Consider the following 21,907-nt stretch of genomic DNA (forward strand, 5'->3'; position numbering starts at 1 on the left):
CAATCCCTGTATACCTGTCACCGGCGTTTTGTCCCGCTCCGAATGTCTCAGAGTGCAGGCATTATCGTGTGAGAATAAAGCGCGTCGGGAGGAACCCGCAACGCATCAGCAGGATGACATTCCACCGGGGAAAAAACAATCGCCGACGTCAGGCCAGCACGCCAGATTCAGACAGAAATCGCAAATTGAACATGCCGGATAACGGCGTCAGGAGTCGCATCAGAGAAAATAAGGAAGGGAGGTACACCAGATACTGACCCCCAAAAATCAGGGGGCGCTGATTTGTACTGATACAGATACATCAATAATGCGTTTATTGCAGGCCCATCGCCTGTTTCATTTGCGCCATTGCCGCCATACCCTGCTGGCATCCGGAGTTCTGCTCCGCTTCCGGCATACTTTCAATCTGCTTTTTCGCCTCGGCCAGTTGAACCTTCAGCGCGTCAACCTGCGCTTTTGCCGCTTCATTCGCCGAAGCCTGCTCCATAATGGCATCCACTTCATCAAGATACTTCTGGCAGGTTTCAGTTACCGCCGCGAAAGAAGAGCCAGAGAACATCACCAGTGAAGCCACTAACAGTGCTTTTTTCATTTTGCGTCCCTTAAATTTGTTTATCGAGCCATATGACGCCTCCGCGTCGGCCCTTGCAGGCTAACATATGGCTCGGCGTAAACAATCTCCGGGAAGCAAATCAGATTTTTCGACGTTAACCTTCGTGCAGCCCGCACTCGCGCTTCAGACCGAAGAAACGGGTCTCCTCCTCCGCCATCCCCGGTTCCCATTTGCGGGTCGTGTGGGTATCGCCTACCGACAGATACCCCTGATCCCACAGCGGGTGGTACTTAAGACCATGTCTGGTCAGGTACTGATACACTGTGCGGTTATCCCAGTCGATAATCGGCAGAACTTTAAACACCCCGCGCTGGATAGCCAGCACCGGCAACCCGGCACGGCTGCCGGACTGTTCGCGACGCAAACCGGCAAACCAGGTGCCCGCCCCCAGTTCGCTCAGCGCCCGGTTCATCGGCTCGACCTTGTTGATCTGGTTATACTGCTCGATCCCTTCCACGCCCTGTTCCCACAACTTCCCGTAACGCGCCTCCTGCCAGGCCGGGCTAAGTTCGGCGCGATACAATTTCAGGTTCAGCTTTAACTGATCCGTCAGTTGATCGATAAACTGGTAGGTTTCCGCAAACAGATAGCCGGTATCGGTCAGGATCACCGGGATCCCCGGGCACACCTGATTGACCAGGTGCAAACTGACCGCCGCCTGAATACCGAAGCTGGAGGAGAGCACATAAGCGCCGGGCAGGTTTTCCAGCGCCCAGGCCACGCGCCCTTCGGCATCGCGCTTTTCCAGTTGGCTGTTGGTTTCCGCCAGCGCCAGCACGCGCTCGACTTTCGGCAGCGCGTTAAGGGCGGTTAAATCGAATCCGGACATAGGTTCCTCGCTTTTTACCGGGCGACGCGTGCGCCAACCCGGCTTACAGGTTCAGCCAGCGTGTTATTCCCAGAAATCCCGCGCCGGATCGAGCACCGGGCGAATAATGCCGCTGCGAATCGTGAAGTCGCCGAACCCTTCATCAGCATCGCGCTCCTGCGCCCAGCGCCCCACCAGTTCATCAATGACATCAAGAATTTCAGACTCGGTGATATTTTCCCGGTACATCCGCGGAATACGGGTGCCGATACGGTTACCGCCAATATGCAGGTTATAGCGCCCCGGCGCTTTACCGACCAGGCCGATTTCCGCCAGCATCGCCCGGCCGCAGCCATTCGGGCAGCCGGTGACACGCAGCACGATATGCTCGTCGCCAACGCCATGTTTGCCCATAATGGCCTCTACCTTATCAACGAACGACGGCAGAAAACGTTCCGCTTCCGCCATCGCCAGCGGGCAGGTGGGGAATGACACGCAGGCCATGGAGTTCTCGCGCTGGGGTTTTACCGCATCCATCAGACCGTGGGCGCGAGCCAGCTTCTCAATTTTCGCTTTCTGGCTTTCCGGTACCCCGGCGACGATCAGATTCTGATTCGCGGTAAGGCGGAAATCCCCTTTGTGAATCTTCGCAATCTCCAGCAGACCGGTCTTCAGGGTACGCCCCGGGTAATCCAGAATGCGTCCGTTTTCAATAAACAGCGTCAGGTGCCACTTATCGTCCACCCCTTTCACCCAGCCAATGCGGTCGCCGCGGCCGGTAAACTCATACGGGCGAATCGGTTCGAAGGTAATCCCGGCGCGCCGCTCCACTTCCGCCTTAAAGACGTCGACCCCAACCCGTTCCAGGGTGTATTTAGTTTTGGCGTTCTTACGATCGGTGCGGTTACCCCAGTCGCGCTGGGTGGTAACCACCGCTTCGGCGACCGCCAGGGTATGCTCCAGTGGAATAAAGCCGAATTCACTGGCGGTACGGGCATAGGTTTTTTTATTGCCGTGTTCGACAGACAGCCCGCCGCCGACCAGCAGATTAAAGCCCACCAGTCGGCCATTTTCGGCAATCGCCACAAAGTTCATGTCATTAGCGTGCAGGTCGACATCATTCTGCGGCGGGATCACCACCGTGGTTTTGAATTTACGCGGCAGATAGGTCGCCCCGAGGATCGGCTCCTCATCGGTGGTGGCGACTTTTTTCTGATCGAGCCAGATTTCCGCATAAGCGCGGGTACGCGGCAACAAATGCTCAGAAAGCTTCTTCGCCCACTCGTAGGCTTCGACGTGCAACTGCGACTCCACCGGATTGGAGGTACACAGCACATTACGGTTGACGTCGTTGGCGGTCGCCAGCGCGTCCAGCCCCACTTCGTGCAGCATCTGGTGGGCCGGCTTGACGTTCTTTTTCAGAATACCGTGAAACTGAAATGTCTGGCGGTTGGTCAGACGAATGCTGCCATACAGCGTATTGTCCGCCGCAAATTTATCAATAGCCTGCCACTGCTTCGTGGTAATCACCCCGCCTGGCAGCCGGCAGCGCAGCATCATGGCCTGGCGCGGCTCCAGTTTCTGGGCGGCGCGCTCGGCGCGAATATCGCGGTCGTCCTGCTGATACATGCCGTGAAAGCGGATCAACAGGAAATTGTCGCCATTAAAGCCGCCGGTTAATCCGTCGTTTAAATCTTCGGCGATAGTGCCACGCAGAAAGTTGCTTTGCCCTTTCATGCGCTCCGCATCGGCCAGTTTACCTTCGACCACCAGCGGCCCCGGGTGTTTTTCGCTCATTAGTAGACATCTCGCTGATAACGGCGCTCAACGCGCAGCTCACTTAAAAATTCGTCCGCCGCTTCGGCATCCATCGCACCGTATTCGGCAATCACGTCCAGTAAAGCCTGTTCGACATCCTTCGCCATGCGGTTGGCGTCGCCACAGACATAAATGTGGGCGCCATCATTAATCCAGCGCCATAATTCGGCTCCCTGCTCGCGCAGTTTGTCCTGTACATAAATTTTTTCTTTTTGATCCCGCGACCAGGCCAGATCGATCCGGTTCAGGATCCCGTCTTTGACATAACGCTGCCATTCGACCTGGTAGAGGAAATCTTCGACAAAGTGCGGGTTGCCAAAGAACAGCCAGTTTTTGCCCGGCGCGTCGTCCGCCGCCCGCTGCTGCATAAAGGCGCGGAACGGCGCAATACCGGTCCCCGGCCCAATCATAATTACCGGCGTCTGCGGGTTGGCCGGCAGGCGGAAGTTGTCGTTATGCTCAATAAAGACGCGTACTTCTCCCTCTTCTTCGACGCGTTCGGCGAGGAAACTGGAAGCCCCACCGGCGCGCGGACGGCCTTCAATGTCATAGCGCACCACGCCGACGGTGATGTGAACCTCGCTGTCCACTTCCGCCTGCGATGAGGCGATTGAGTACAGGCGCGGCGTCAGCGGGCGCAGCAGCGCGATTAACGCATCGGCATCCAGTTGCGCCGGAGAAAAACGCACCATATCGACAATCGGCGTGGTCGCCGCATAGTGCTGAAGCTGTGCTTTATCCCCAATCAGCGGCAACAGGGATTCGCTGCGCGTCAGGGTGGCGTAATTTTCCACTATGTTTGCCGTATTCACGGTCAGCTCAAAGTGCCACTCCAGCGCTTCCGCCAGCGGCAGCGTTTTACCGTCGACGGTGACGGGTTCATCGCCTTTCAACCACAGCAGCTCCACCAGCTCTTTCACCAGCGCCGGATCGTTCTGATACCAGACCCCCAGCGCGTCGCCAGGCTGGTAGCGCAGGCCGGAATCCCCGAGGTCAATTTCAATATGACGCACATCTTTTTGTGAACCGCGCCCGGTGATTTTCTGATTCACCGACAGCGACGCGCTCAGCGGCGCTTCTTTACTGTAAGGGCTGGAATGTACCTCATTCACCGCGCCGCTTGCGGCGGCAACGGCCTGAGCCGGCGCCGCTGGCGCCCGGGATTTCAGTACCTCGACCACCCGCTCGCGCCACGCCTGCGCGGCGGCCTGGAATTCCACATCCGAATCCACGCGATCCAACAGACGTTCGCCCCCCAGTTCCGCCAGCCTGGAATCGAAATCCTTACCGGACTGGCAGAAAAATTCGTAGGAGGTATCACCGAGGCCAAAGACCGCAAAAGCAGTATTGTTCAGTTGAGGCGCTTTTTTCGAAAATAAGAACTTATGCAGCGCCACCGCCTCTTCCGGCGGCTCCCCTTCCCCCTGAGTGGAGGTCACGACAATCAGCAATTTTTCAGCGGCGATTTGTTTGAATTTATAGTCGCCGGCGTTGACCAGTGTCACGTTGAGCTGTGCCGCCAGCAGGTCATCACGCAGAGCCTCCGCTACGCGGCGCGCATTACCGGTCTGCGAGGCGGAAATCAGCGTAATGCCCGGCATTTCCGCTGCCGGAGCCGCGGCGACCACGCCCGGCTGCTGATTCAGCACGCCCCAGAAATAGCCAGAAACCCACGCCAGTTGCGTGGGGGAAAGATCGGTAGTCGCCGTCTGGAGGCGCGCCAGTTGCTCCGGGCTGAGCGGAAGCAACGCGGAAGGTGGGGCCTGTGTGGTCATGGGTCGTTATATTCCAGTATCAGAAACTCGTCATCGTTGAGACAGCATGTGGGCTGACCCCAACGCACCCCGGTAAGAGCCCGGGACTCGTTGCGCTACTAACCTGCAACCTGAACGATTTTGAGCAAAAATAAAGATTAAAGGTAAGGTTAATGGTACGAAGAATAACAATTAAAGACGCGATAGAAATAATAAATAACCAAATGCACTAACCGCTTTTTTCTATAATAACTAGCGTCAAAAATGGTTAATTAACCTTTTGATTTATCACAAAAAAATAACCCTCCGCGGGACAGCTTTCCTGACGCCGGCGGCCATGCACCTTTTAGTTAATGCGAAAAAAGGCGCTTTCCGGTACCATGCAGCGGTTTTTTGCCCGTACCGGAATACCAGAATGCCAACCACATTATTTAAAGATTTTACATTTGAAGCCGCCCACCGTCTGCCGCACGTACCGCAGGGCCATAAATGCGGGCGCCTGCACGGGCATTCTTTCATGGTGCGTCTGGAAATTACCGGCGAGGTCGATCCGCATACTGGCTGGATCATGGATTTCGCCGTGCTGAAAGCGGCATTCAAACCTCTCTACGACCGGCTCGATCACTATTACCTGAATGATATCCCCGGCCTGGAAAACCCGACCAGCGAAGTGCTGGCCCGCTGGATCTGGCAACAAATGAAACCCGTGGTGCCGCTACTCAGCGCAGTGATGATCAAAGAGACCTGTACCGCCGGGTGCATATATCGCGGCGAGTAATCTCCACCTTTGCAACAGAGGTCAAATACCCATCAAATTCGCCATGTTAGGCTAAAGCGTCCGGGACAATCGAGGAGCGCGCCATGGCGAATGACTTTGATATTATCATCACCGGAGCAGGAATAGCAGGCACTACCTGCGCCATTGTGTGTGCCCGCGCCGGGCTGTCGGTACTGCTGATTGAACGCGGCGAACAGCCCGGCAGTAAAAACCTTTCCGGCGGGCGGCTTTACGGCTATGCCCTGAACGATATTCTTCCCGATTTTGCCGACAGCGCCCCGCTGGAGCGGCCAATTACCCACGAACACCTCTCTTTGCTCACCGCCACCGGCGCAACGACCCTCAGTTATCAGCAATCCGCCAGCCCCTCCTGGAGTATTCTGCGCGCCCGCTTCGATCCCTGGTATGCCGCACAGGCGCAGGCGGCTGGCGCCGAATGCCTGTTCGGCGCCACCGTGGACGCCTTACAGCGCGAAAATGGCCGTATTGTCGGCGTCCACTGTGAAGGCGAACTCCTGCGCTGCCGCTTCGTCGTGCTGGCCGAAGGCGCCAACAGTCTGCTGGCGGAACAGAGCGGACTGGTGGAAAAACCGCCGCTGAACACCATGGCGCTGGGTATTAAAGAGACGCTGGCGCTGGATCCGGCGTTGCTGGAAGCGCGCTTTCATCTGGAGGAGAACCACGGCGCCGCCTGGCTATTCAGCGGCAATCTGTGCGGCGATCGACCTGCGGGCGGTTTTCTCTACACCAACCGCCAGTCGCTGTCGCTGGGTATTGTCGCGCCGCTCTCTTCGCTGCGCGATGGTCCCGACGCTGCTTCAGCACTGCTGAGTCAATTCAAGGATCATCCCACGCTGCGTCCTTTGCTACGCGGAGCGGAAACCCTGGAATATGGCGCGCATCTGGTGCCGGAGGGCGGTTTACACAGCATGCCGCTCCAGCGCGCCGGTTCCGGATGGCTGCTGGTGGGCGATGCTCTGCGCACCTGTATCAATACCGGAGTTACGGTACGCGGTATGGATATGGCCATTCTTAGCGGTAAGGCCGCCGCGCAAACCCTGATTGCCGCGCTGCAGGAGCCCGAACAACCGCTACACGCGCTGTATGATAAGCAGCTCCAGCGCAGCCTGCTGTGGCAGCATCTACAGCGCTATCAGCATGTCCCGGAACTATTGCGCAGCAACGACTGGTATCAGGCATGGCCGGCGCTTTGCCAGGCTGTCCTGGCCGATATCAGCCGCGTCGACGCGCAGCTCAACCCGCCGCTGTGGCGCACCCTGCTACATCATGCGCGCCTGTTTGGTCCGCGCCGTCTGAGCGCCGACATCATACGGAGTCTGCGATGTCTGTAAACGAAAGCCTGGCGCGTAACCGCTATCATCCCGCCGCCAGCTCACATATTGCGCTGCTGGACGTCGATGAGCAGCAACAGGCATTGCTAGAAAAAATTTGCCCGGCGGGCCTGTTTCAGCGCGATGCCAGTCATCGGCTGGCGTTCAATTATCATGGTTGTCTTGAGTGCGGCTGTTGCCGGTTAATCGTCGGCGATAGCGCGCTCAGGGAATGGCGCTATCCGCCATCCGGCTGCGGGATTACGCTGCGTTTTGGTTAATAGATAAAAAGGATGTCTGTGTGCCCCTACTTCACCTGCTTAGACAAAATCCGGTTATTGCTGCGGTTAAAGATAGCGCCAGCCTGCAGCTTGCCGTCGCTTCCGACTGCCAGTTTATTTCTGTGCTGTACGGCAATATCTGTACTATCAGCGGCATTGTGCAAAAGATCAAACAGGCCGGAAAGTACGCATTTGTCCATGTCGACCTACTGGAAGGCGCTTCGAATAAAGAAGTGGTGATCCAGTTTCTGAAGCTGGTCACCCAGGCTGACGGTATCATCAGCACCAAAGCGGCGATGCTGAAGGCCGCCCGGGCGGAAGGTTATTTCTGTATCCACCGTATGTTTATCGTTGACTCGATTTCCTTTCACAATATAGAGAAGCAGGTGGCGCAGTCTAACGCCGACTGCATTGAGATCCTGCCGGGATGTATGCCCAAGGTGCTTGGCTGGGTGACCGGTAAAGTGCGCCAGCCGCTAATTGCCGGAGGGCTGGTGTGTGATGAGGAAGATGCCCGCAACGCCATCGCCGCCGGGGTCGCGGCGCTGTCTACCACCAATACAGAGGTCTGGAAACTGGCAAAAGCGCTTAACAACTGAGCGCCTGCAGGCAGCAGGCGGCCAGGGTCTCAAGCGCTTCCCCGGCATCCCCTACGATACCGACATCCGCCATAGTAAAGACCGGCGCGTCGGGGTCACGATTGATGGCGACAATAAAGTCGCTGCCGGCAATTCCCGCCATAAACGCCGATGCGCCGGATGCCCCGGCGACAATGCATAACGACGGAGCAACTTTCTGACCGGAGATCCCCAGCATACGCTGCGCGTCGCAGCCGCCGGCCATGATCCGCTGGCGGGAATAGCCCTCCTGCGCACCCAGCGCCGCGGCCAGCCTGGCGGTATCCACGCCGACAGTCCCGTGACCGCAGGCCAGTACCCGCTGCGCCGTTTCCAGCGGATGCCGGGAAAACGCCGCAGATTGCGGTGCTGAGAGAGTGGCGCGTAGCGGCTGTGGGGTCAGCGTTCGTTCGGCGCCTGTCAGCGCAATGCGTGCCGCCCGACGCGGCCCACCTCCGGCCAGCGACAGACACAGCGGCGCCCCCTGGGGTTGAAATGTCGCCACCAGCCCGTTGCCATACACAGCCTTCGATACCGTACCTTCCGCGGCGCTGTAAGCGCTTGCCTGGCACAGGGCGCAGCCCTGCAAACGCCAGGCAAGCCGCGTCGCCAGTTCATCCCCGCCGTGGCTGCCTGCAAACAGCAACATCTCCACCGGCGCCTGATGAAAAGCGGACTCCAGCGGCGCCAGCAGTTGTTCCGCCAGAACATACTCGCCATCTACCCGCCAGTAGCTCAGTGTGGCAGTGGTTAAGTCGTTGTCCTCCACAAAGGCCAGCAGCGTGTCAATATCGGCAGGTTGTAGTAACACCAGCGCAATATTCATCGCATCATCCTCTGCGCCAGATATTCCCGCCACAGCCGGTGGGCTTTTTCCCGGGTATCGCCAGCCTCAATCATCAGCCCGGGTCGCCGTGCGACATGGCGCGCCAGCGCCTGGCACTGTAGCGGCGACGTTATCAGCGCGCTGTTTTCAATCAGTTCAATATCAGCCTGCGCCGCGGCCAGACGCGCACGAATTCCCGGTACGCGCAGCGCCATTTGCCCGCGGTTTTGCACCATCAACACTGCCGGTTGCTGTAATCGCCAGCGCTGGCGGTGCGCGTCACTTTCACACTGCACCTGAAACGTATCGCCTTCGCAACTCAGCGCCGTTACCTGGGTCAGGCAGGGCCAGCCGAGCATTTCCGCCAGCAACCAGCCGGTCTGGCCATTCTGCCCTTCGCTGCTTTGAGTCCCCACCATCACCAGCTCAATACCGCGCCGTGTGATATGGCCGGCAATCAGCCCGGCGACAAAGGCAGGCGTAAAACGAAGGTCCGCGATACAGTTGATGCGCGTCAGATAGTCAAACCCGAGCGCAGACAGTTGCCGCAGCATGGTAGTCGATCGCTCATCGCCCAGCGTCAGAGCGCTGAGGTGTAACCCTGGATGGCGATCGCGCGCCTGCAACATCAATTCGGCGGCGCCCTGCTCGTCAGCCCCCATCGTCATCCGCATCAGGGAAGGGTCAGGGCGCAGGTTTTCACATGCCGCCAGCCAGTCCTGCTGCGCCAGCATCGACAGATCCGGTTCCGCCTTAAACGCCAACAGAATGTTCATTCACCTTCCCCCGTGGCTTTAGCGCGCTGTCCGCCGCCTCCACCAGCGACAAATTGCGGGTTTCCGGCGCCCATAGCAGTGACACCAGCAACCCCGTCAGCAGCACCGCCACCAGCGCGAGCAGCGTGATGCGCATCCCCCACGAAACCAGCATCACCGGCAAAAGCCCGGTACTTACCGCCGCGCCCAACCGACTCATCGCCGTCGCAAAACCGACGCCAAGCGAGCGAATATCGGTGGGAAAACTTTCTGCCGGCAGGATCCCCACCAGGTTGCTGGCCGCGGAAATCGTCATGCTGAAGAACACGAACAGCAGTAGAATCGCGGTTGGGTTTTCCGGCGGCGTAAAAGCCAGTACAGTCAGGGTTAGCGCCAACAACAGAAAGCTGCCGATCAGAAAGCGCCGGCGCGATAGCAGCCACGTCAGCGCCAGACCAAGTAGTGCGCCAGCCACCAGTAATCCATTGAGAATCAGGCTGGCGGTCAACGCATCCTCCAAACCAATATTTTGCGCAATGGTCGGCAACCAGGTATAGATAACAAACCATGGTACCACCAGGCAGATAAAAAAGAGGCTATTGAAGGCCGTGCGTCGCCAGTAACGTGCCGAAAACAGCGTCCGGATACGACGGGTAGTCACACCGGTGATTTCATCCCCAGGCAGCACGTTGGCGCCAAGAAAATGCCGTACTACCTCGTGCGCTTCGCGGATCCGCCCCTGGCGCATTAACCAGCGCGGCGATTCCGGTGTACCGACCCGCATCAGAGTGATCAGCAGCGCCGGCAACGAGGCTGACGCCAGCAGCCAGCGCCAGGCCTGAGGATCGCTGTCGAGCCACGCGTGCCCGGCGACGCTGGCCAGCACATAGCCTACGGTCCACACCACGCTAAATGACCCCAGCAGCATGCCGCGATAGCGTTTCGGCGAAAACTCCGCCAGCAGCGTATGTCCCACGGAATAATCACCGCCGAGGCCAAAACCAATTAACACGCGCAGAAAAATAAGCTGTTCCGGGGAAGTGACAAAAAACTGCAGGAACGATGCCAGAGTAATCAGCAGAAAACTGAAAGTGAAAATGCGCTGACGGCCAATACGATCGGAGAGCCAGCCGAGGATCAGGCTACCGAGAAACAGCCCGAACAGTGCCGAACCACCAATCAGGCCCTCCTGGATTACGGTCAGTTGCATCTGCGGCTGTAATTGGATCATGGCATAGCCGATCACCCCAAGTACGTAACCATCGGTAAGGTGAGCACCAAAAGTCAGCCCGGCAATGCGCCAGTGAAATCGGGTAAGCGGTAAATCGTCCATACGTACCGGTGACGCGTTCATGGCTTTCCCTTATCAATAACAACGGCCTCCCGGTCGGGAAGCCGTCACAGAGGTTATTTTTCAAGCGGATAAATCGTTCCGGCATTCATAATGCCATGGGGATCAAACTGACGTTTCAGCCCTTCCATCAACCCCCATGCGCTACCGTGCTCATCTTTACTCCAGTGCACACGATGTTTGCCAATCCCATGGTGATGCACCATCGAACCGCCGAGGCGGATAGTCTCCTCGCAGATGATTTTGTTGAGCGGATTGTGGTACTTATCAATCTCCTCTTCCGGCTTACAGTCCACCACGTTGTAGTCGTAGACAAAGTACATATTGGTGCCGTTGATATAACTGTGTGATGAGTGCCCGCCAAGCATTGTGATATCGTCAGCGTGTGGGAATTCGCTGCGGATACGACGAATAACGTTTTCGTAGATCTGATGGATACAGCTCCAGTCGCCGGAAACCTCGGTGGTGAACCCCATATTACCGGTCTTCAGGATCTGCACGCGCTCAGCCGCCACTTTATCCGGCCCCCAGTTCAGATTGTTGAACCAGTTCTCGATAAGCTTGCTGTCCACGCGCCGGCACTGTGGGTAGCGAGCAACAATGTCAGCAATGCCATCGCCGGTGGCGCGAGCAATACGCGGATTGCCCTCCGCCATAAAAATCAGCACACATTTACCGTCGGCAAAGTGGGTAAAATGTTGTGTTCCGTCCTCAGCGTCATACAGGCGGGCGATAGACGGGCGATACCCCTCTACCATCACCTCCCGCAGGATATCAAAGCCAGTTTTCATATCCTCAAGGATGTAGCCATAGAACAGGTTATTTTCCGGCATGAATTTAAAAATTTTCACCGTAACTTCCGTGATGTAGCACAGCGCCCCTTCATTGCCGATGATTATGTGCCGGATATCCGGCCCGGCGGCGCGACGCGGCACATTTTTAATCCGCGTTATCGTGCCATCCGGCAATACGGCTTCCAGACCGACCACCATATCTTCGATGGCGCCATAGAGCGTGGAGAACTGACCAATACTGCGGGTCGCCACCAGCCCGCCCATCTGGGCCAGCGGTTTAGACTGCGGCGAATGACCCGTGGTATAGCCTTTGGCGCGCAGGGCGTTTTCCAGCACTTCCAGCGGCACACCGCACTGGGCGGTGGCCTGCATGTTTTCGATATCAATGCTGATGATTTGGTTCATCCCGGAACCGTCCAGTACCAGCGAATTCGCCAGCGCGGTTTCCAGCCCCCCCTCTGTCGCCGATGCGCCGGTGCGCGGCACGCCATTGATTTTGTGCTGGTTCATAAACGCCAGTACCCGGGATACCTGGTCGGTGGACTCCAGTTTCACGACCGCCGCCGGAATCGGTAGGGTATAGACCCCGTGGATATCAGCATATTTGCGAAAACGGTCAATACTGTTCTTTTTGAGAACCTGCTCATCCGTAATGACGCGCTGAGGACCGACAATCTGTTTTATATTTTCAACAATTGCTGCTCGGGATAAAGACATATTCTTTCCTTCCTGATAATCAATTTTTAAGAAACCACCAAAATAAAACGTTAACGTACCAGGTAACCACCATCGACGACTAACAAATGGCCATTGACATAATCCGACGCGCGACTGGCAAGAAACACCATTGCTCCCATTAAATCCTGAGTATCTCCCCAGCGATTAGCCGGAATATGGTCAAGTACCCGCTGATTGGTTTGTGGATTACTGCGCGTGGCGATAGTAATATCTGTCGCATAATAACCCGGTGCAATACCATTGACCTGGATATTATATTGACCTAATTCATCACAATAGGCTTTTGTAAAACCGGCCAGCGCATGTTTCGTCGCCGAATAAGCCGGCGACCACTGCCCACCTAAATAAGAGAATAATGAACAGATATTGATAATTTTTCCCTGTTTTTGCGGGATCATTATTTTTGCCGCTTCATAACTGAGTTCGAATGCCGCCGTCAGGTTAACATCAATCATCGGATCCCAGTCGGCGCGGCCAAAATCCAGTACTTTATTCAGCTTACAGATCCCGGCATTGTTAACCAGAATATCCACCGCACCAAAACGCTGGCAGCAGGCAGTAATAATCTGATGCGGCGCGCCTTCTGCGGTGATATCAACCGGCACAAACTCGACCTCAACCCCCTGTTTTTCTATCAGTTTACGGGTTTCACTATTATCTGTGGTTAAGTCAGGAATAAACAGATTGGCGCCCGCTTTCGCCAGCGCCATGGCAAACGCCTGCCCCAGCCCGCTATTACCGCCAGTCACAATCGCGGTTTTGCCTTTCAGGGAAAAGAAATCCATTGAGAATGCGTTCAGTGACTCGATTGACATAATGTGTCTCCAAAATCCTTGAAACAAAAAAAAGAAAGGTAACTTCCCCCAAAAGAGGGAAGTTACCTTTCTCATGTTCTCTGGTAACTGATTTAATTTTTAGCATAGCGACCAGCTATCTAATGTGATGAATCTCACAGAGATTAATTTCCCTGTCCAGCGCCAGGAAATATGAAGAAGCGTGATAACACTCACACTCAAAAAGTTCCTGACATGTTATTTATTTTAACCATTACTAGAGACCATGAGAAAAGTAATCCACCTGAAAGGGCGGTTTACTTTTCTCTTTTTTTTGTCTGTAAAAAATGAGAGTCCGATATGCAACTATCCTCATATCGTCGTTGGATAACACTCGCCATTATCAGTTTTAGCGGCGGCGTCAGTTTTGATCTGGCCTATTTACGCTATATCTACCAAATCCCCATGGCAAAATTTATGGGATTCAGTAATACCGAAATTGGTTTAATCATGAGCACATTCGGGATTACCGCCATTATTTTATATGCGCCAAGCGGCGTTATTGCCGACAAATTCTCGCATCGCAAAATGATTACCTCCGCGATGATTATCACCGGTCTGCTTGGTTTTGTGATGGCGACCTATCCACCGCTATGGATCATGCTGGCGATTCAGGTGGCCTTCGCGATCACCACGATTCTGATGCTCTGGTCGGTATCCATTAAGGCCGCCTCATTGCTGGGCGATCACAGCGAACAAGGGAAAATCATGGGCTGGATGGAAGGATTACGCGGCGTTGGGGTCATGTCGCTTGCCGTCTTCACCATGTGGATTTTCTCCCGCTTCGCTGCCGATGATGCCAACAGCCTGAAAGCCGTTATTGTGATCTACAGCGTGGTGTATATCCTGCTGGGGATTCTGTGCTGGTTCTTCGTCAGCGACGGCAATTCTAACGCAGCCACCCCCGCAGAAGAGAAAAAATCCTTTCAGCTCAGCGATATCTTCGCAGTGCTGCGTATCAGCACCACCTGGTATTGCAGCATGGTGATTTTTGGCGTCTTTACTATCTATGCCATCCTCAGCTATTCCACCAACTACCTCACCGAAATGTATGGCATGTCGCTGGTCGCAGCCAGTTATATGGGGATTGTCATCAACAAGATTTTCCGCGCTATTTGCGGTCCCCTGGGCGGCATCATCACGACTTACAGCAGAATTACGTCGCCGACGCGGGTGATTCAGATCCTGTCGGTAATTGGCTCCATGGCGCTAATCGCACTACTCATCACCAACTCGAATCCACAGTCGGTCGTCCTGGGGATCGGCCTGATTCTCCTGCTGGGATTTACCTGCTATGCCTCTCGCGGGCTCTACTGGGCCTGCCCCGGCGAGGCCAGGACTCCCTCTTACATCATGGGGACCACCGTGGGCATCTGCTCAGTAATTGGTTTTCTGCCCGACGTTTTTGTCTACCCGATTGTCGGTTACTGGCAGGACACGCTCCCCGCGGCTGAAGCCTATCGCAATATGTGGCTGATGGGCCTGGCGGCGCTCGGCATGGTGATCCTGTTCACCCTGTTACTCTTTCGCAAGATACGTTCTACAACACAACAGATAACCTCACTGCCCACAGAAATCTCCGGCGAGTGAAGACAAAAAATGAAAGGAGAAGGACTATGTCGATGAAGTACATCATAGGAATCGATGGCGGGAGCCAAAGCACTAAAGTCGTGATGTACGACCTGGCCGGGAATATCATTTGCGAAGGCAAAGGTCTGCTGCAGCCGATGCATGCCCCCGATGCAGATACCGCAGAACATCCTGACGACGATTTATGGACCTCGTTATGCCAGGCAGGCCTGGACCTGATGCGCCAGTTTAGCGGCAGGGCGGAAGATATTATCGGCATTGGCCTTGGCTCAATTCGCTGCTGTCGCGCCTTATTAAAAGCCGACGGAACGCCCGCGGCGCCTCTGATCAGCTGGCAGGATGCCCGCGTCACCCGGCCCTATGAACATACTAATCCCGAGGTTGCCTGGGTCACCTCATTTTCCGGGTATTTGTCGCACCGCTTAACCGGCGAGTTTAAAGACAATATCGCCAACTATTTTGGCCAGTGGCCGGTGGACTATAAAACCTGGACATGGAGTGAAGACGCGGCCGTCATCAACAAATTTAATATTCCACGCCGGATGCTATTTGATGTGCAAATGCCGGGTAGCGTATTGGGATACATTACCAGGGGCGCCGCACAGGCCACCGGTTTTCCGGCAGGTATCCCCGTGGTATGTACCACCAGCGATAAGCCGGTTGAGGCCCTTGGCGCCGGCCTGCTGGATGATGAAACGGCGGTGATCTCTCTTGGAACCTACATCGCGCTGATGATGAATGGCAAAACGTTGCCCAAAGATCCCACCTGGTACTGGCCGATAATGTCATCAATACCCGAAACGCTGCTGTATGAAGGCTACGGGATCCGTAAAGGGATGTGGACCGTCAGTTGGCTGCGCGACATGCTCGGCGACTCCCTGATTCAGGAGGCAAAAACGCAGGAGCTTTCACCAGAAGATTTATTAAACCAAAAAGCCTCCGCAGTTCCCCCCGGCTGCGACGGGCTAATGACCGTTCTGGACTGGCTGACCAATCCCTGGGAACCTTTCAAACGGGGAATCATGATTGGCTTCAACGCCAGTATGGATTACGCGTGGATTTACCGCTCTATTCTGGAAAGCATCGCGCTGACCCTGAAAAATAACTACGACAATATGAGCCGCGAAATCAATCGCCCGGCACAGCAGATAATCATTACCGGCGGCGGTTCAAACAGCGATCTGTTTATGCAGATCTTTGCCGATGTTTTCAATCTTCCCGCAAGGCGCAATAAAATTAATGGCTGCGCCAGTCTGGGGGCGGCCATCAACACGGCGGTGTGCCTGGGCCTGTATCCTTGTTATCAAACGGCCATTGAAAATATGGTCCAGATAAAAGATGTGTTCATGCCGATTGAAGAAAACGCTGCGCGCTACGATGCCCTGAACAAGGGTATTTTCAGAGAATTAACCACCCATACCGATGTGATATTGAAAAAATCCTGGGAAGTGTTTCACGGCGACCTGAACCAGGTGGAGGCTATTCAGAGCTGGTCAAACGCCTGACGGAAAGCTTTACTGTGCCGGGTGGCTACTTTCCACCCGGCAATCATGATGACTCAGGCAATATTCAGGTACTTATGGGTCTGCACCGAAAGCCGCCAGTTGCGGGCGATACAGGTGTCGATACACAGCCGGGTGGCATCTTCTTTCTGGCTAATCGGCTGCAGGGCAATCACCCGCTGTTTATCATCGTTGAGGGTCGCCAGCAGTTCATCCAGCGCTTCGATATCCCGCACGCGTCCAACCGGATGTTTGATCTCATCGGCCCGCGCCAGCGCCTGAGACAGTACGCCATACCCTCCGCGCATATTCACTTTGGGCGAAACGGTGACCCAGGTTCCGGTGGTACAGCGCACCTCATGGGTGCCGCTGGTCTCTATCTGGCAACTGAATCTCTGACTTTCCAGTAGCGATGTCAGCGGCAGCAGGTCATGAATACAGGGCTCGCCGCCGGTGATCACCACATGGCGCGCGCTGTAGTCCTGGCGCTGAATCGCCGCCAGCAGATCTTCCGCTGCGGCGCTACCCCATTTGTCGCTCTCTTTGGTTTTCGCCAGTACAGAAAACAGCGAAACCTCCCGATCGGCGAGCTGCTCCCAGGTGTGTTTGGTATCACACCAGGCACAACCTACCGGGCACCCCTGCAGACGAATAAAAATAGCGGGAACCCCGGTAAAGTACCCCTCCCCCTGGAGGGTCTGGAACATCTCGTTAATCGGATACTGCATTATTGACCTGACCAATCGTTAAAAAACTAATTATCGCAGATCCGTCTGACCGGGTCATGCTCCATTTGAGCGCCTACGCGCCGCAACCGCCCCATCGGCAAATTGTTATCGCCCGGACCGGCAGTTATTGCATACAATAGCGACGAGAAACGCTGCAAAGCGCCATGAAAAGGACTTCCTGATGCATAAGTATTTGTTAATTTTTCTGCTGATGTTTAACCTCAGCGGCTGCGGCTACAACGACATCCAGTCCCAGGATGAAAAAGTCACCTCAAGCTGGTCCGAAGTCATGAACCAGTACCAACGGCGCGCCGATCTGGTGCCTAACCTGGTCGCGGCCATCAAAGGCTATACCGCCCACGAAAAAGATCTGCTCGAAGCGGTTACCGTGGCGCGCAGCCAGGCTAATCAGGCTTCGGCTGCGGTAAAAAACGCGCCGGATGATGCACAAAAAATCCACCAGTGGCAAACCGCCCAGGCCGGGCTTACTCATGCTATCGGGCAGATCAGAATCGTCAGCGAGCGCTATCCGGAGCTGAAATCCCACGCCCTGTATCAGGATTTAATGACCCAACTGGAAGGCACCGAAAACCGGATTGCCGTCGCCCGGGGCCGTTATATCAAGGCTATCGAACAGTACAACACCACCATTCGCCAGTTCCCGGCGGTTCTGACGGCCAAAGTGATGGATTATCAGCCCAAAACTAACTACCTCCCGGATGATGCTGCGGCAGTGACTAAAGCCCCGGTGGTCGATTTCAGCCAGTAGCGCCGGGATTGCCGATAAGGACATCGCAATGCGTATTATGCTTTTACTGCTAGCCCTGTGCGGTTTTCAGGCCTGCGCCGCCGCAGTTGCCGTGCCGGAATTACGTCACCAGCTCACTGATACCAGCGGCCTGCTGAGCGCGGAGGAAAAAGCCGCGCTCAGCCAACGCCTGGCCGCGCTGGCCCAACAGAGCCAGGCGCAGGTCGCGGTGCTGGTGGTGCCGACCAGCGGCGATGAGTCGATTGAGCAATATGCCACCCGGGTATTCGACCACTGGAAACTGGGCGACGCCCAACGCAATGATGGCGTTCTGTTACTGGTCGCCTGGCAGGATCGGGCGGTACGTATCGAAGTGGGCTACGGTCTGGAGGGCACTATCACCGACGCTCAGGCCGGACGGATCATTCGCGAGTCCATCATCCCCGCGTTTAAGCAAAACGCACTGGCCCGGGGGTTAACCCAGGGCGTGGAGCAGCTCGGCGCCCTTCTGGCGCCGGAAGCCTATCCTGCGGCGCAATTCCCGACGGCGAACGGCGGCCCAACCGACGCCGACCGCGCTTTTGCTTTCATATGGCTGGCGTGTCTGTGGATACTGCCCCGCAGTCTGTTCCGCAACAGCAACCTGGCGATGCGCGGTCTGAAAAGCGGATTGAGTATTACCGCGATCTGCTACGTCTACTCACTGTTTTTCTACCCGGAAACCTATCCTGTGGGCGGCCTGATCGCCATCGCGGTTATTAGCGCGGCGGCGATCATCCTCATCACCCTGGCGGCGAAGTTGCTGCGGTTTTTCGGTTTTCGCAGCCGCGGCGGCTCGGGTAGTAGCGGCGGAAGCTCCGGCGGTGGTTTTCGCGGCGGCGGCGGTTCCAGCGGCGGGGGCGGCGCTTCCGGGCGTTGGTAAGGAATGAACAGAATGGAGGCCAGATGCTACGTATTTTCATCCTGATGTGCTCACTGATTGGTTTCAGCGTCGGCGCCCAGCCCATTGCGGCACCAGAGATGACGGACATCGTTACCGATCCGTCAGGTTTCCTGACGCCGGACGAGTTCAGCGCCCTGAAACAGCAGGTTGATACGCTGAACGCACAGACCGGCGCCCAGTTGGGCATTCTGGTTATCCCGGGTACCGCTGAAGATACCATTGAGCAATTCGCCACCCGGGTCTTTGATGAGTGGCAACTGGGTGATGCGCAGCGCAATGATGGCGTTCTGTTGCTGGTCGCCTGGCAGGATAAAAAAGTGCGTATTGAAGTGGGCTACGGGCTGGAGGGGATCATTACTGACGCCCTGGCCGGCAGAATCATTCGCGAAGCGATAATCCCGTCGTTTAAAACCGGCGATCTGGCGCAGGGATTACGCCAGGGGGTGGAATATATCGGCGTATTAATTAAGCGCCAGCCACTACCTGACGCATCAGGCGATATTTCCAATGAGATCAGCCCACTGTGGGGTGTGGTTATCTGGGCGCTGGTGCTGTGTTTTATTGTCGCTGTCGGTAACTCCAGCGTGCTGAAATGGCTGATATTCGGCGCCATCGCTGCAAGCTTTATCCTGCTCTATAGTGGAGGGGAGCAACCCTGGGTTGGATATCTGCTGTTTCCACTATTTCTGACGCCGTTTATCGTGATTTTCGCGATAATGACACCGCTGGGGCGCACCATCCGCGACAGAATGGCCATAAACAATAAAAACAGCCGCGGCGACAAATCGGGATGGAGGAACTCAGGCTCCAGATCTTCCTCCTCATCATCGTCTTCTTCATCACGCTCCAGCAGCAGCTCCCGGGGCGGTGGCGGCTCCAGCGGCGGCGGCGGCGCCTCAGGGAGCTGGTAGCCCTGGGCTAATCCCCGGAAAGCGCCGCCACAAAGCGACGGGTGATCTGCTGAGGGCGGGTAATCGCCCCACCGACCACCACCGACCAGGCGCCCAGCGCAAGACAGCGGGCGGCGATAGCTGGCGTATCGATATGGCCTTCGGCAATCACTGGCGTATTCAGGGTCGCCAGCATTTCGCGCAAAAGCCGATAATCACCGTTCGCCAGCGTCATCCCCGCGGTCTGGCGCGTATAACCGCACAGCGTGGTGCCGATACAGTCAAATCCCAGCGCCTCGGCCTGTTGCGCCTCCTCAAGGGTGGCGATATCGGCCATCAGCAGCACATCCGGCCAGCCAGCGCGAATAGCGGCCACCAGCCCGGACAGGGTCTCCCCCGCCGGTCGCGGGCGCAGTGTCGCATCCAGAACAATCATCGCCGGACGCAACGCCATCAGTTCGGTGACTTCTTTCAGTGTCGGAGTAATGTACACTTCGCTATCGGCATAACTGCGCTTAATCAGGGCAATCACCGGTAGCCCAACGCACTGTTGAATCGCCTGCACATCGGCCACGCTGCTGGCGCGAATCCCCGCCGCGCCTCCCTGCTGCGCGGCCAGCGCCATGCGCGACATAATAAACGGGCTGTGCAGGGGTTCATCTTCCAGCGCCTGGCAGGAAACCACCAGCCGCCCGCGGATTTGCGCCAGCATATTATCCGGTAGGTCTTTTTTGATCATCGCTGTTCGCCTTAACAGGGTCTCTGTGAGGGAGGTAGCCGTCGGTAGATTTCGGCGCTGGAATATGGCTTGAGTGTAGCGCGATCGGCCCGGAGCATCTGAGCGGCGCATCAAAAACAAAAAAGCCGGGCATTCGCCCGGCTCGTCTACATCAGGAACAGCGCTTACGCCTGACCTTTGATCTCTTTGCGACCGTTGTACGGCGCTTTTTCACCCAGCGCTTCTTCGATACGAATCAGCTGGTTGTATTTAGCAACGCGGTCAGAACGGCTCATAGAACCGGTTTTGATCTGGCCAGCCGCAGTACCTACCGCCAGATCAGCGATAGTTGCGTCTTCAGTTTCGCCAGAACGGTGAGAGATAACGGCAGTGTAACCAGCATCTTTAGCCATCTTGATTGCAGCCAGAGTTTCGGTCAGAGAACCGATCTGGTTGAATTTGATCAGGATGGAGTTAGCGATGCCTTTTTCGATACCTTCTTTGAGGATTTTGGTGTTGGTTACGAACAGATCGTCGCCCACCAGCTGGATTTTGTCGCCCAGAACTTTAGTCTGGTAAGCGAAACCATCCCAGTCAGACTCGTCCAGACCGTCTTCGATAGAAACGATCGGGTACTGTTTGGTCAGCTCTTCCAGGAAGTGGGTGAATTCTTCAGAGGTGAACGCTTTGTTGCCTTCGCCAGCCAGCACATATTTGCCGTCTTTGTAGAATTCAGAAGCCGCGCAGTCCATCGCCAGAGTGATGTCTTTACCCAGCTCGTAGCCAGCAGCTTTAACCGCTTCAGCAATGACCGCCAGCGCTTCAGCGTTGGAGCCCAGGTTCGGCGCGTAGCCGCCTTCGTCGCCCACAGCGGTGTTCATGCCTTTGCCTTTCAGCACTTTCGCCAGATGATGGAAAACTTCAGAACCCATACGGATGGCTTCTTTCACTGTTTTCGCGCCAACCGGCTGAATCATAAATTCCTGGATATCAACGTTGTTGTCAGCGTGCTCGCCGCCATTGATGATGTTCATCATCGGAACCGGCATGGAGTATTTACCCGGGGTGCCGTTCAGCTCAGCAATGTGTTCGTACAGCGGCTGGCCTTTGGAAGCGGCAGCGGCTTTGGCGTTAGCCAGAGACACGGCCAGGATAGCGTTCGCACCGAAGTTGGATTTGTTGTCAGTGCCGTCCAGGTCGATCATGATTTTGTCAATGCCAGCCTGATCTTTGGCGTCTTTGCCAAGGATCGCCTGAGCGATCGGGCCGTTAACCGCGCCAACAGCTTTGGTTACGCCTTTACCCAGGAAACGGGATTTGTCGCCATCGCGCAGTTCCAGCGCTTCGCGGGAACCAGTAGAAGCACCTGACGGGGCAGCAGCCATACCGACGAAACCACCTTCCAGGTGTACTTCGGCTTCAACAGTCGGGTTACCACGGGAGTCGATGATTTCACGACCGATGACTTTAACGATTTTGGACATTAGGTTT

20 protein-coding genes and 1 pseudogene are annotated in these 21,907 nt (G+C 56.0%); 9 read left to right on the top strand and 12 right to left on the bottom strand.

Annotation, left to right across the window (positions count from 1 at the left end):
- Positions 1 to 313 precede the first annotated feature (313 nt).
- The 4 genes from AQ981_RS19865 to cysJ all read right to left on the bottom strand — a co-directional run bounded on the left by AQ981_RS19865 (position 314) and on the right by cysJ (position 5,014).
- On the bottom strand, positions 314 to 592 hold the full coding sequence (locus AQ981_RS19865) for a DUF5339 domain-containing protein (protein ID WP_058913497.1): 279 nt from the start codon (positions 590 to 592) through the stop codon (positions 314 to 316).
- A gap of 115 nt (positions 593 to 707) precedes the next feature.
- On the bottom strand, positions 708 to 1,442 hold the full coding sequence (gene cysH, locus AQ981_RS19870) for a phosphoadenosine phosphosulfate reductase (protein WP_058913498.1): 735 nt from the start codon (positions 1,440 to 1,442) through the stop codon (positions 708 to 710).
- A gap of 63 nt (positions 1,443 to 1,505) precedes the next feature.
- The gene (gene cysI / locus AQ981_RS19875; RefSeq protein WP_058913499.1) at positions 1,506 to 3,218 is read right to left on the bottom strand and encodes an assimilatory sulfite reductase (NADPH) hemoprotein subunit; all 1,713 of its coding nucleotides are present in this window, start codon (positions 3,216 to 3,218) and stop codon (positions 1,506 to 1,508) included.
- Positions 3,218 to 5,014: an NADPH-dependent assimilatory sulfite reductase flavoprotein subunit gene (cysJ, locus tag AQ981_RS19880; RefSeq protein ID WP_058913500.1), complete on the bottom strand. Its 1,797-nt coding sequence runs from the start codon at positions 5,012 to 5,014 to the stop codon at positions 3,218 to 3,220. The genes cysI and cysJ overlap by 1 nt, the downstream gene beginning before the upstream one ends.
- A gap of 394 nt (positions 5,015 to 5,408) precedes the next feature.
- Between cysJ and queD the strand changes: the two genes are divergently transcribed.
- The 4 genes from queD to AQ981_RS19900 all read left to right on the top strand — a co-directional run bounded on the left by queD (position 5,409) and on the right by AQ981_RS19900 (position 7,982).
- A complete protein-coding gene (queD, locus tag AQ981_RS19885; protein WP_058913501.1) occupies positions 5,409 to 5,771 on the top strand; it encodes a 6-carboxytetrahydropterin synthase QueD in 363 nt (120 codons plus the stop codon).
- Positions 5,772 to 5,854: 83 nt separating this feature from the next.
- The gene (locus AQ981_RS19890; RefSeq protein WP_058913502.1) at positions 5,855 to 7,123 is read left to right on the top strand and encodes an FAD-dependent oxidoreductase; all 1,269 of its coding nucleotides are present in this window, start codon (positions 5,855 to 5,857) and stop codon (positions 7,121 to 7,123) included.
- On the top strand, positions 7,114 to 7,383 hold the full coding sequence (locus tag AQ981_RS19895; protein WP_058913503.1) for a ferredoxin family protein: 270 nt from the start codon (positions 7,114 to 7,116) through the stop codon (positions 7,381 to 7,383). The genes AQ981_RS19890 and AQ981_RS19895 overlap by 10 nt, the downstream gene beginning before the upstream one ends.
- A 20-nt stretch (positions 7,384 to 7,403) precedes the next feature.
- A complete protein-coding gene (locus AQ981_RS19900; RefSeq protein WP_058913504.1) occupies positions 7,404 to 7,982 on the top strand; it encodes a glycerol-3-phosphate responsive antiterminator in 579 nt (192 codons plus the stop codon).
- Here the strand turns inward: AQ981_RS19900 and AQ981_RS19905 are convergent.
- The 5 genes and pseudogenes from AQ981_RS19905 to AQ981_RS19925 all read right to left on the bottom strand — a co-directional run bounded on the left by AQ981_RS19905 (position 7,972) and on the right by AQ981_RS19925 (position 13,279).
- Complete coding sequence (locus AQ981_RS19905) at positions 7,972 to 8,826, bottom strand: FAD-binding protein (RefSeq protein WP_058913505.1); 855 nt, start codon at positions 8,824 to 8,826, stop codon at positions 7,972 to 7,974. The genes AQ981_RS19900 and AQ981_RS19905 overlap by 11 nt on opposite strands.
- Positions 8,823 to 9,602, bottom strand: a complete 780-nt coding sequence (locus AQ981_RS19910; protein WP_058913506.1) for an electron transfer flavoprotein subunit beta/FixA family protein — start codon at positions 9,600 to 9,602, stop codon at positions 8,823 to 8,825. Before AQ981_RS19910 ends, AQ981_RS19905 begins: the two co-directional genes overlap by 4 nt.
- A pseudogene (locus AQ981_RS19915) lies at positions 9,580 to 10,944 on the bottom strand (MFS transporter); the annotation flags it as partial. The pseudogene AQ981_RS19915 and the gene AQ981_RS19910, both read right to left, overlap by 23 nt.
- A 44-nt stretch (positions 10,945 to 10,988) precedes the next feature.
- Positions 10,989 to 12,443, bottom strand: a complete 1,455-nt coding sequence (locus AQ981_RS19920; protein WP_058913508.1) for an FAD-binding oxidoreductase — start codon at positions 12,441 to 12,443, stop codon at positions 10,989 to 10,991.
- A gap of 50 nt (positions 12,444 to 12,493) precedes the next feature.
- Entirely contained in the window at positions 12,494 to 13,279 is a 786-nt protein-coding gene (locus AQ981_RS19925; protein ID WP_058913509.1) for an SDR family oxidoreductase, read from the bottom strand.
- A gap of 318 nt (positions 13,280 to 13,597) precedes the next feature.
- Between AQ981_RS19925 and AQ981_RS19930 the strand changes: the two genes are divergently transcribed.
- Together AQ981_RS19930 and AQ981_RS19935 are read left to right on the top strand one after the other, a co-directional pair.
- Positions 13,598 to 14,887, top strand: coding sequence for an MFS transporter (locus tag AQ981_RS19930; protein WP_058913510.1), 1,290 nt, complete (start codon positions 13,598 to 13,600; stop codon positions 14,885 to 14,887).
- A 26-nt stretch (positions 14,888 to 14,913) separates the two neighbouring features.
- Entirely contained in the window at positions 14,914 to 16,392 is a 1,479-nt protein-coding gene (locus AQ981_RS19935) for an FGGY-family carbohydrate kinase (RefSeq protein WP_058913511.1), read from the top strand.
- Between the two features lie 53 nt (positions 16,393 to 16,445).
- Here the strand turns inward: AQ981_RS19935 and queE are convergent, their stop codons facing one another.
- Positions 16,446 to 17,117, bottom strand: coding sequence for a 7-carboxy-7-deazaguanine synthase QueE (gene queE, locus AQ981_RS19940; RefSeq protein WP_058913512.1), 672 nt, complete (start codon positions 17,115 to 17,117; stop codon positions 16,446 to 16,448).
- A gap of 181 nt (positions 17,118 to 17,298) precedes the next feature.
- On the opposite strand from queE, the gene AQ981_RS19945 reads away from it, so the two are divergent.
- Genes AQ981_RS19945 through AQ981_RS19955 form a run of 3 tightly spaced genes read left to right on the top strand, consistent with a single transcriptional unit; the run spans position 17,299 to position 19,719 of the window.
- Positions 17,299 to 17,886, top strand: coding sequence for a LemA family protein (locus AQ981_RS19945; RefSeq protein WP_058913513.1), 588 nt, complete (start codon positions 17,299 to 17,301; stop codon positions 17,884 to 17,886).
- 28 nt (positions 17,887 to 17,914) lie between these two features.
- Positions 17,915 to 18,787 carry a TPM domain-containing protein gene (locus tag AQ981_RS19950; RefSeq protein WP_058913514.1) on the top strand — a complete coding sequence of 291 codons (873 nt, stop codon included), beginning with the start codon at positions 17,915 to 17,917 and terminating at the stop codon, positions 18,785 to 18,787.
- 23 nt (positions 18,788 to 18,810) lie between these two features.
- Positions 18,811 to 19,719, top strand: coding sequence for a TPM domain-containing protein (locus tag AQ981_RS19955; RefSeq protein WP_058913515.1), 909 nt, complete (start codon positions 18,811 to 18,813; stop codon positions 19,717 to 19,719).
- A 7-nt stretch (positions 19,720 to 19,726) separates the two neighbouring features.
- Here AQ981_RS19955 and AQ981_RS19960 read toward each other — a convergent pair whose 3' ends face one another.
- Positions 19,727 to 20,437, bottom strand: a complete 711-nt coding sequence (locus tag AQ981_RS19960) for an N-acetylmannosamine-6-phosphate 2-epimerase (protein WP_058913516.1) — start codon at positions 20,435 to 20,437, stop codon at positions 19,727 to 19,729.
- A gap of 164 nt (positions 20,438 to 20,601) precedes the next feature.
- Positions 20,602 to 21,900 (bottom strand): phosphopyruvate hydratase, encoded by a 1,299-nt coding sequence (gene eno / locus AQ981_RS19965; protein WP_058913517.1) that lies wholly within the window; start codon positions 21,898 to 21,900, stop codon positions 20,602 to 20,604.
- Positions 21,901 to 21,907: the final 7 nt, after the last annotated feature.

The organism is Entomohabitans teleogrylli, from assembly GCF_001484765.1.
In the GTDB taxonomy this organism is placed as follows: domain Bacteria; phylum Pseudomonadota; class Gammaproteobacteria; order Enterobacterales; family Enterobacteriaceae; genus Entomohabitans; species Entomohabitans teleogrylli.

What these genes read in the sequence shown, in the direction of transcription:
- AQ981_RS19935 (WP_058913511.1), top strand. Translation starts at nt 14,914, where the DNA reads ATGTCGATGAAGTACATCATAGGAATCGATGGCGGGAGCCAAAGCACT.
- AQ981_RS19930 (WP_058913510.1), top strand. Translation starts at nt 13,598, where the DNA reads ATGCAACTATCCTCATATCGTCGTTGGATAACACTCGCCATTATCAGT.
- queE (WP_058913512.1), bottom strand. Translation starts at nt 17,117, where the DNA reads ATGCAGTATCCGATTAACGAGATGTTCCAGACCCTCCAGGGGGAGGGG.
- AQ981_RS19895 (WP_058913503.1), top strand. Translation starts at nt 7,114, where the DNA reads ATGTCTGTAAACGAAAGCCTGGCGCGTAACCGCTATCATCCCGCCGCC.
- AQ981_RS19960 (WP_058913516.1), bottom strand. Translation starts at nt 20,437, where the DNA reads ATGATCAAAAAAGACCTACCGGATAATATGCTGGCGCAAATCCGCGGG.
- AQ981_RS19945 (WP_058913513.1), top strand. Translation starts at nt 17,299, where the DNA reads ATGCATAAGTATTTGTTAATTTTTCTGCTGATGTTTAACCTCAGCGGC.
- cysH (WP_058913498.1), bottom strand. Translation starts at nt 1,442, where the DNA reads ATGTCCGGATTCGATTTAACCGCCCTTAACGCGCTGCCGAAAGTCGAG.
- AQ981_RS19955 (WP_058913515.1), top strand. Translation starts at nt 18,811, where the DNA reads ATGCTACGTATTTTCATCCTGATGTGCTCACTGATTGGTTTCAGCGTC.
- AQ981_RS19920 (WP_058913508.1), bottom strand. Translation starts at nt 12,443, where the DNA reads ATGTCTTTATCCCGAGCAGCAATTGTTGAAAATATAAAACAGATTGTC.
- AQ981_RS19910 (WP_058913506.1), bottom strand. Translation starts at nt 9,602, where the DNA reads ATGAACATTCTGTTGGCGTTTAAGGCGGAACCGGATCTGTCGATGCTG.
- cysI (WP_058913499.1), bottom strand. Translation starts at nt 3,218, where the DNA reads ATGAGCGAAAAACACCCGGGGCCGCTGGTGGTCGAAGGTAAACTGGCC.
- AQ981_RS19865 (WP_058913497.1), bottom strand. Translation starts at nt 592, where the DNA reads ATGAAAAAAGCACTGTTAGTGGCTTCACTGGTGATGTTCTCTGGCTCT.
- AQ981_RS19905 (WP_058913505.1), bottom strand. Translation starts at nt 8,826, where the DNA reads ATGAATATTGCGCTGGTGTTACTACAACCTGCCGATATTGACACGCTG.
- AQ981_RS19925 (WP_058913509.1), bottom strand. Translation starts at nt 13,279, where the DNA reads ATGTCAATCGAGTCACTGAACGCATTCTCAATGGATTTCTTTTCCCTG.
- AQ981_RS19890 (WP_058913502.1), top strand. Translation starts at nt 5,855, where the DNA reads ATGGCGAATGACTTTGATATTATCATCACCGGAGCAGGAATAGCAGGC.
- eno (WP_058913517.1), bottom strand. Translation starts at nt 21,900, where the DNA reads ATGTCCAAAATCGTTAAAGTCATCGGTCGTGAAATCATCGACTCCCGT.
- AQ981_RS19950 (WP_058913514.1), top strand. Translation starts at nt 17,915, where the DNA reads ATGCGTATTATGCTTTTACTGCTAGCCCTGTGCGGTTTTCAGGCCTGC.
- queD (WP_058913501.1), top strand. Translation starts at nt 5,409, where the DNA reads ATGCCAACCACATTATTTAAAGATTTTACATTTGAAGCCGCCCACCGT.
- cysJ (WP_058913500.1), bottom strand. Translation starts at nt 5,014, where the DNA reads ATGACCACACAGGCCCCACCTTCCGCGTTGCTTCCGCTCAGCCCGGAG.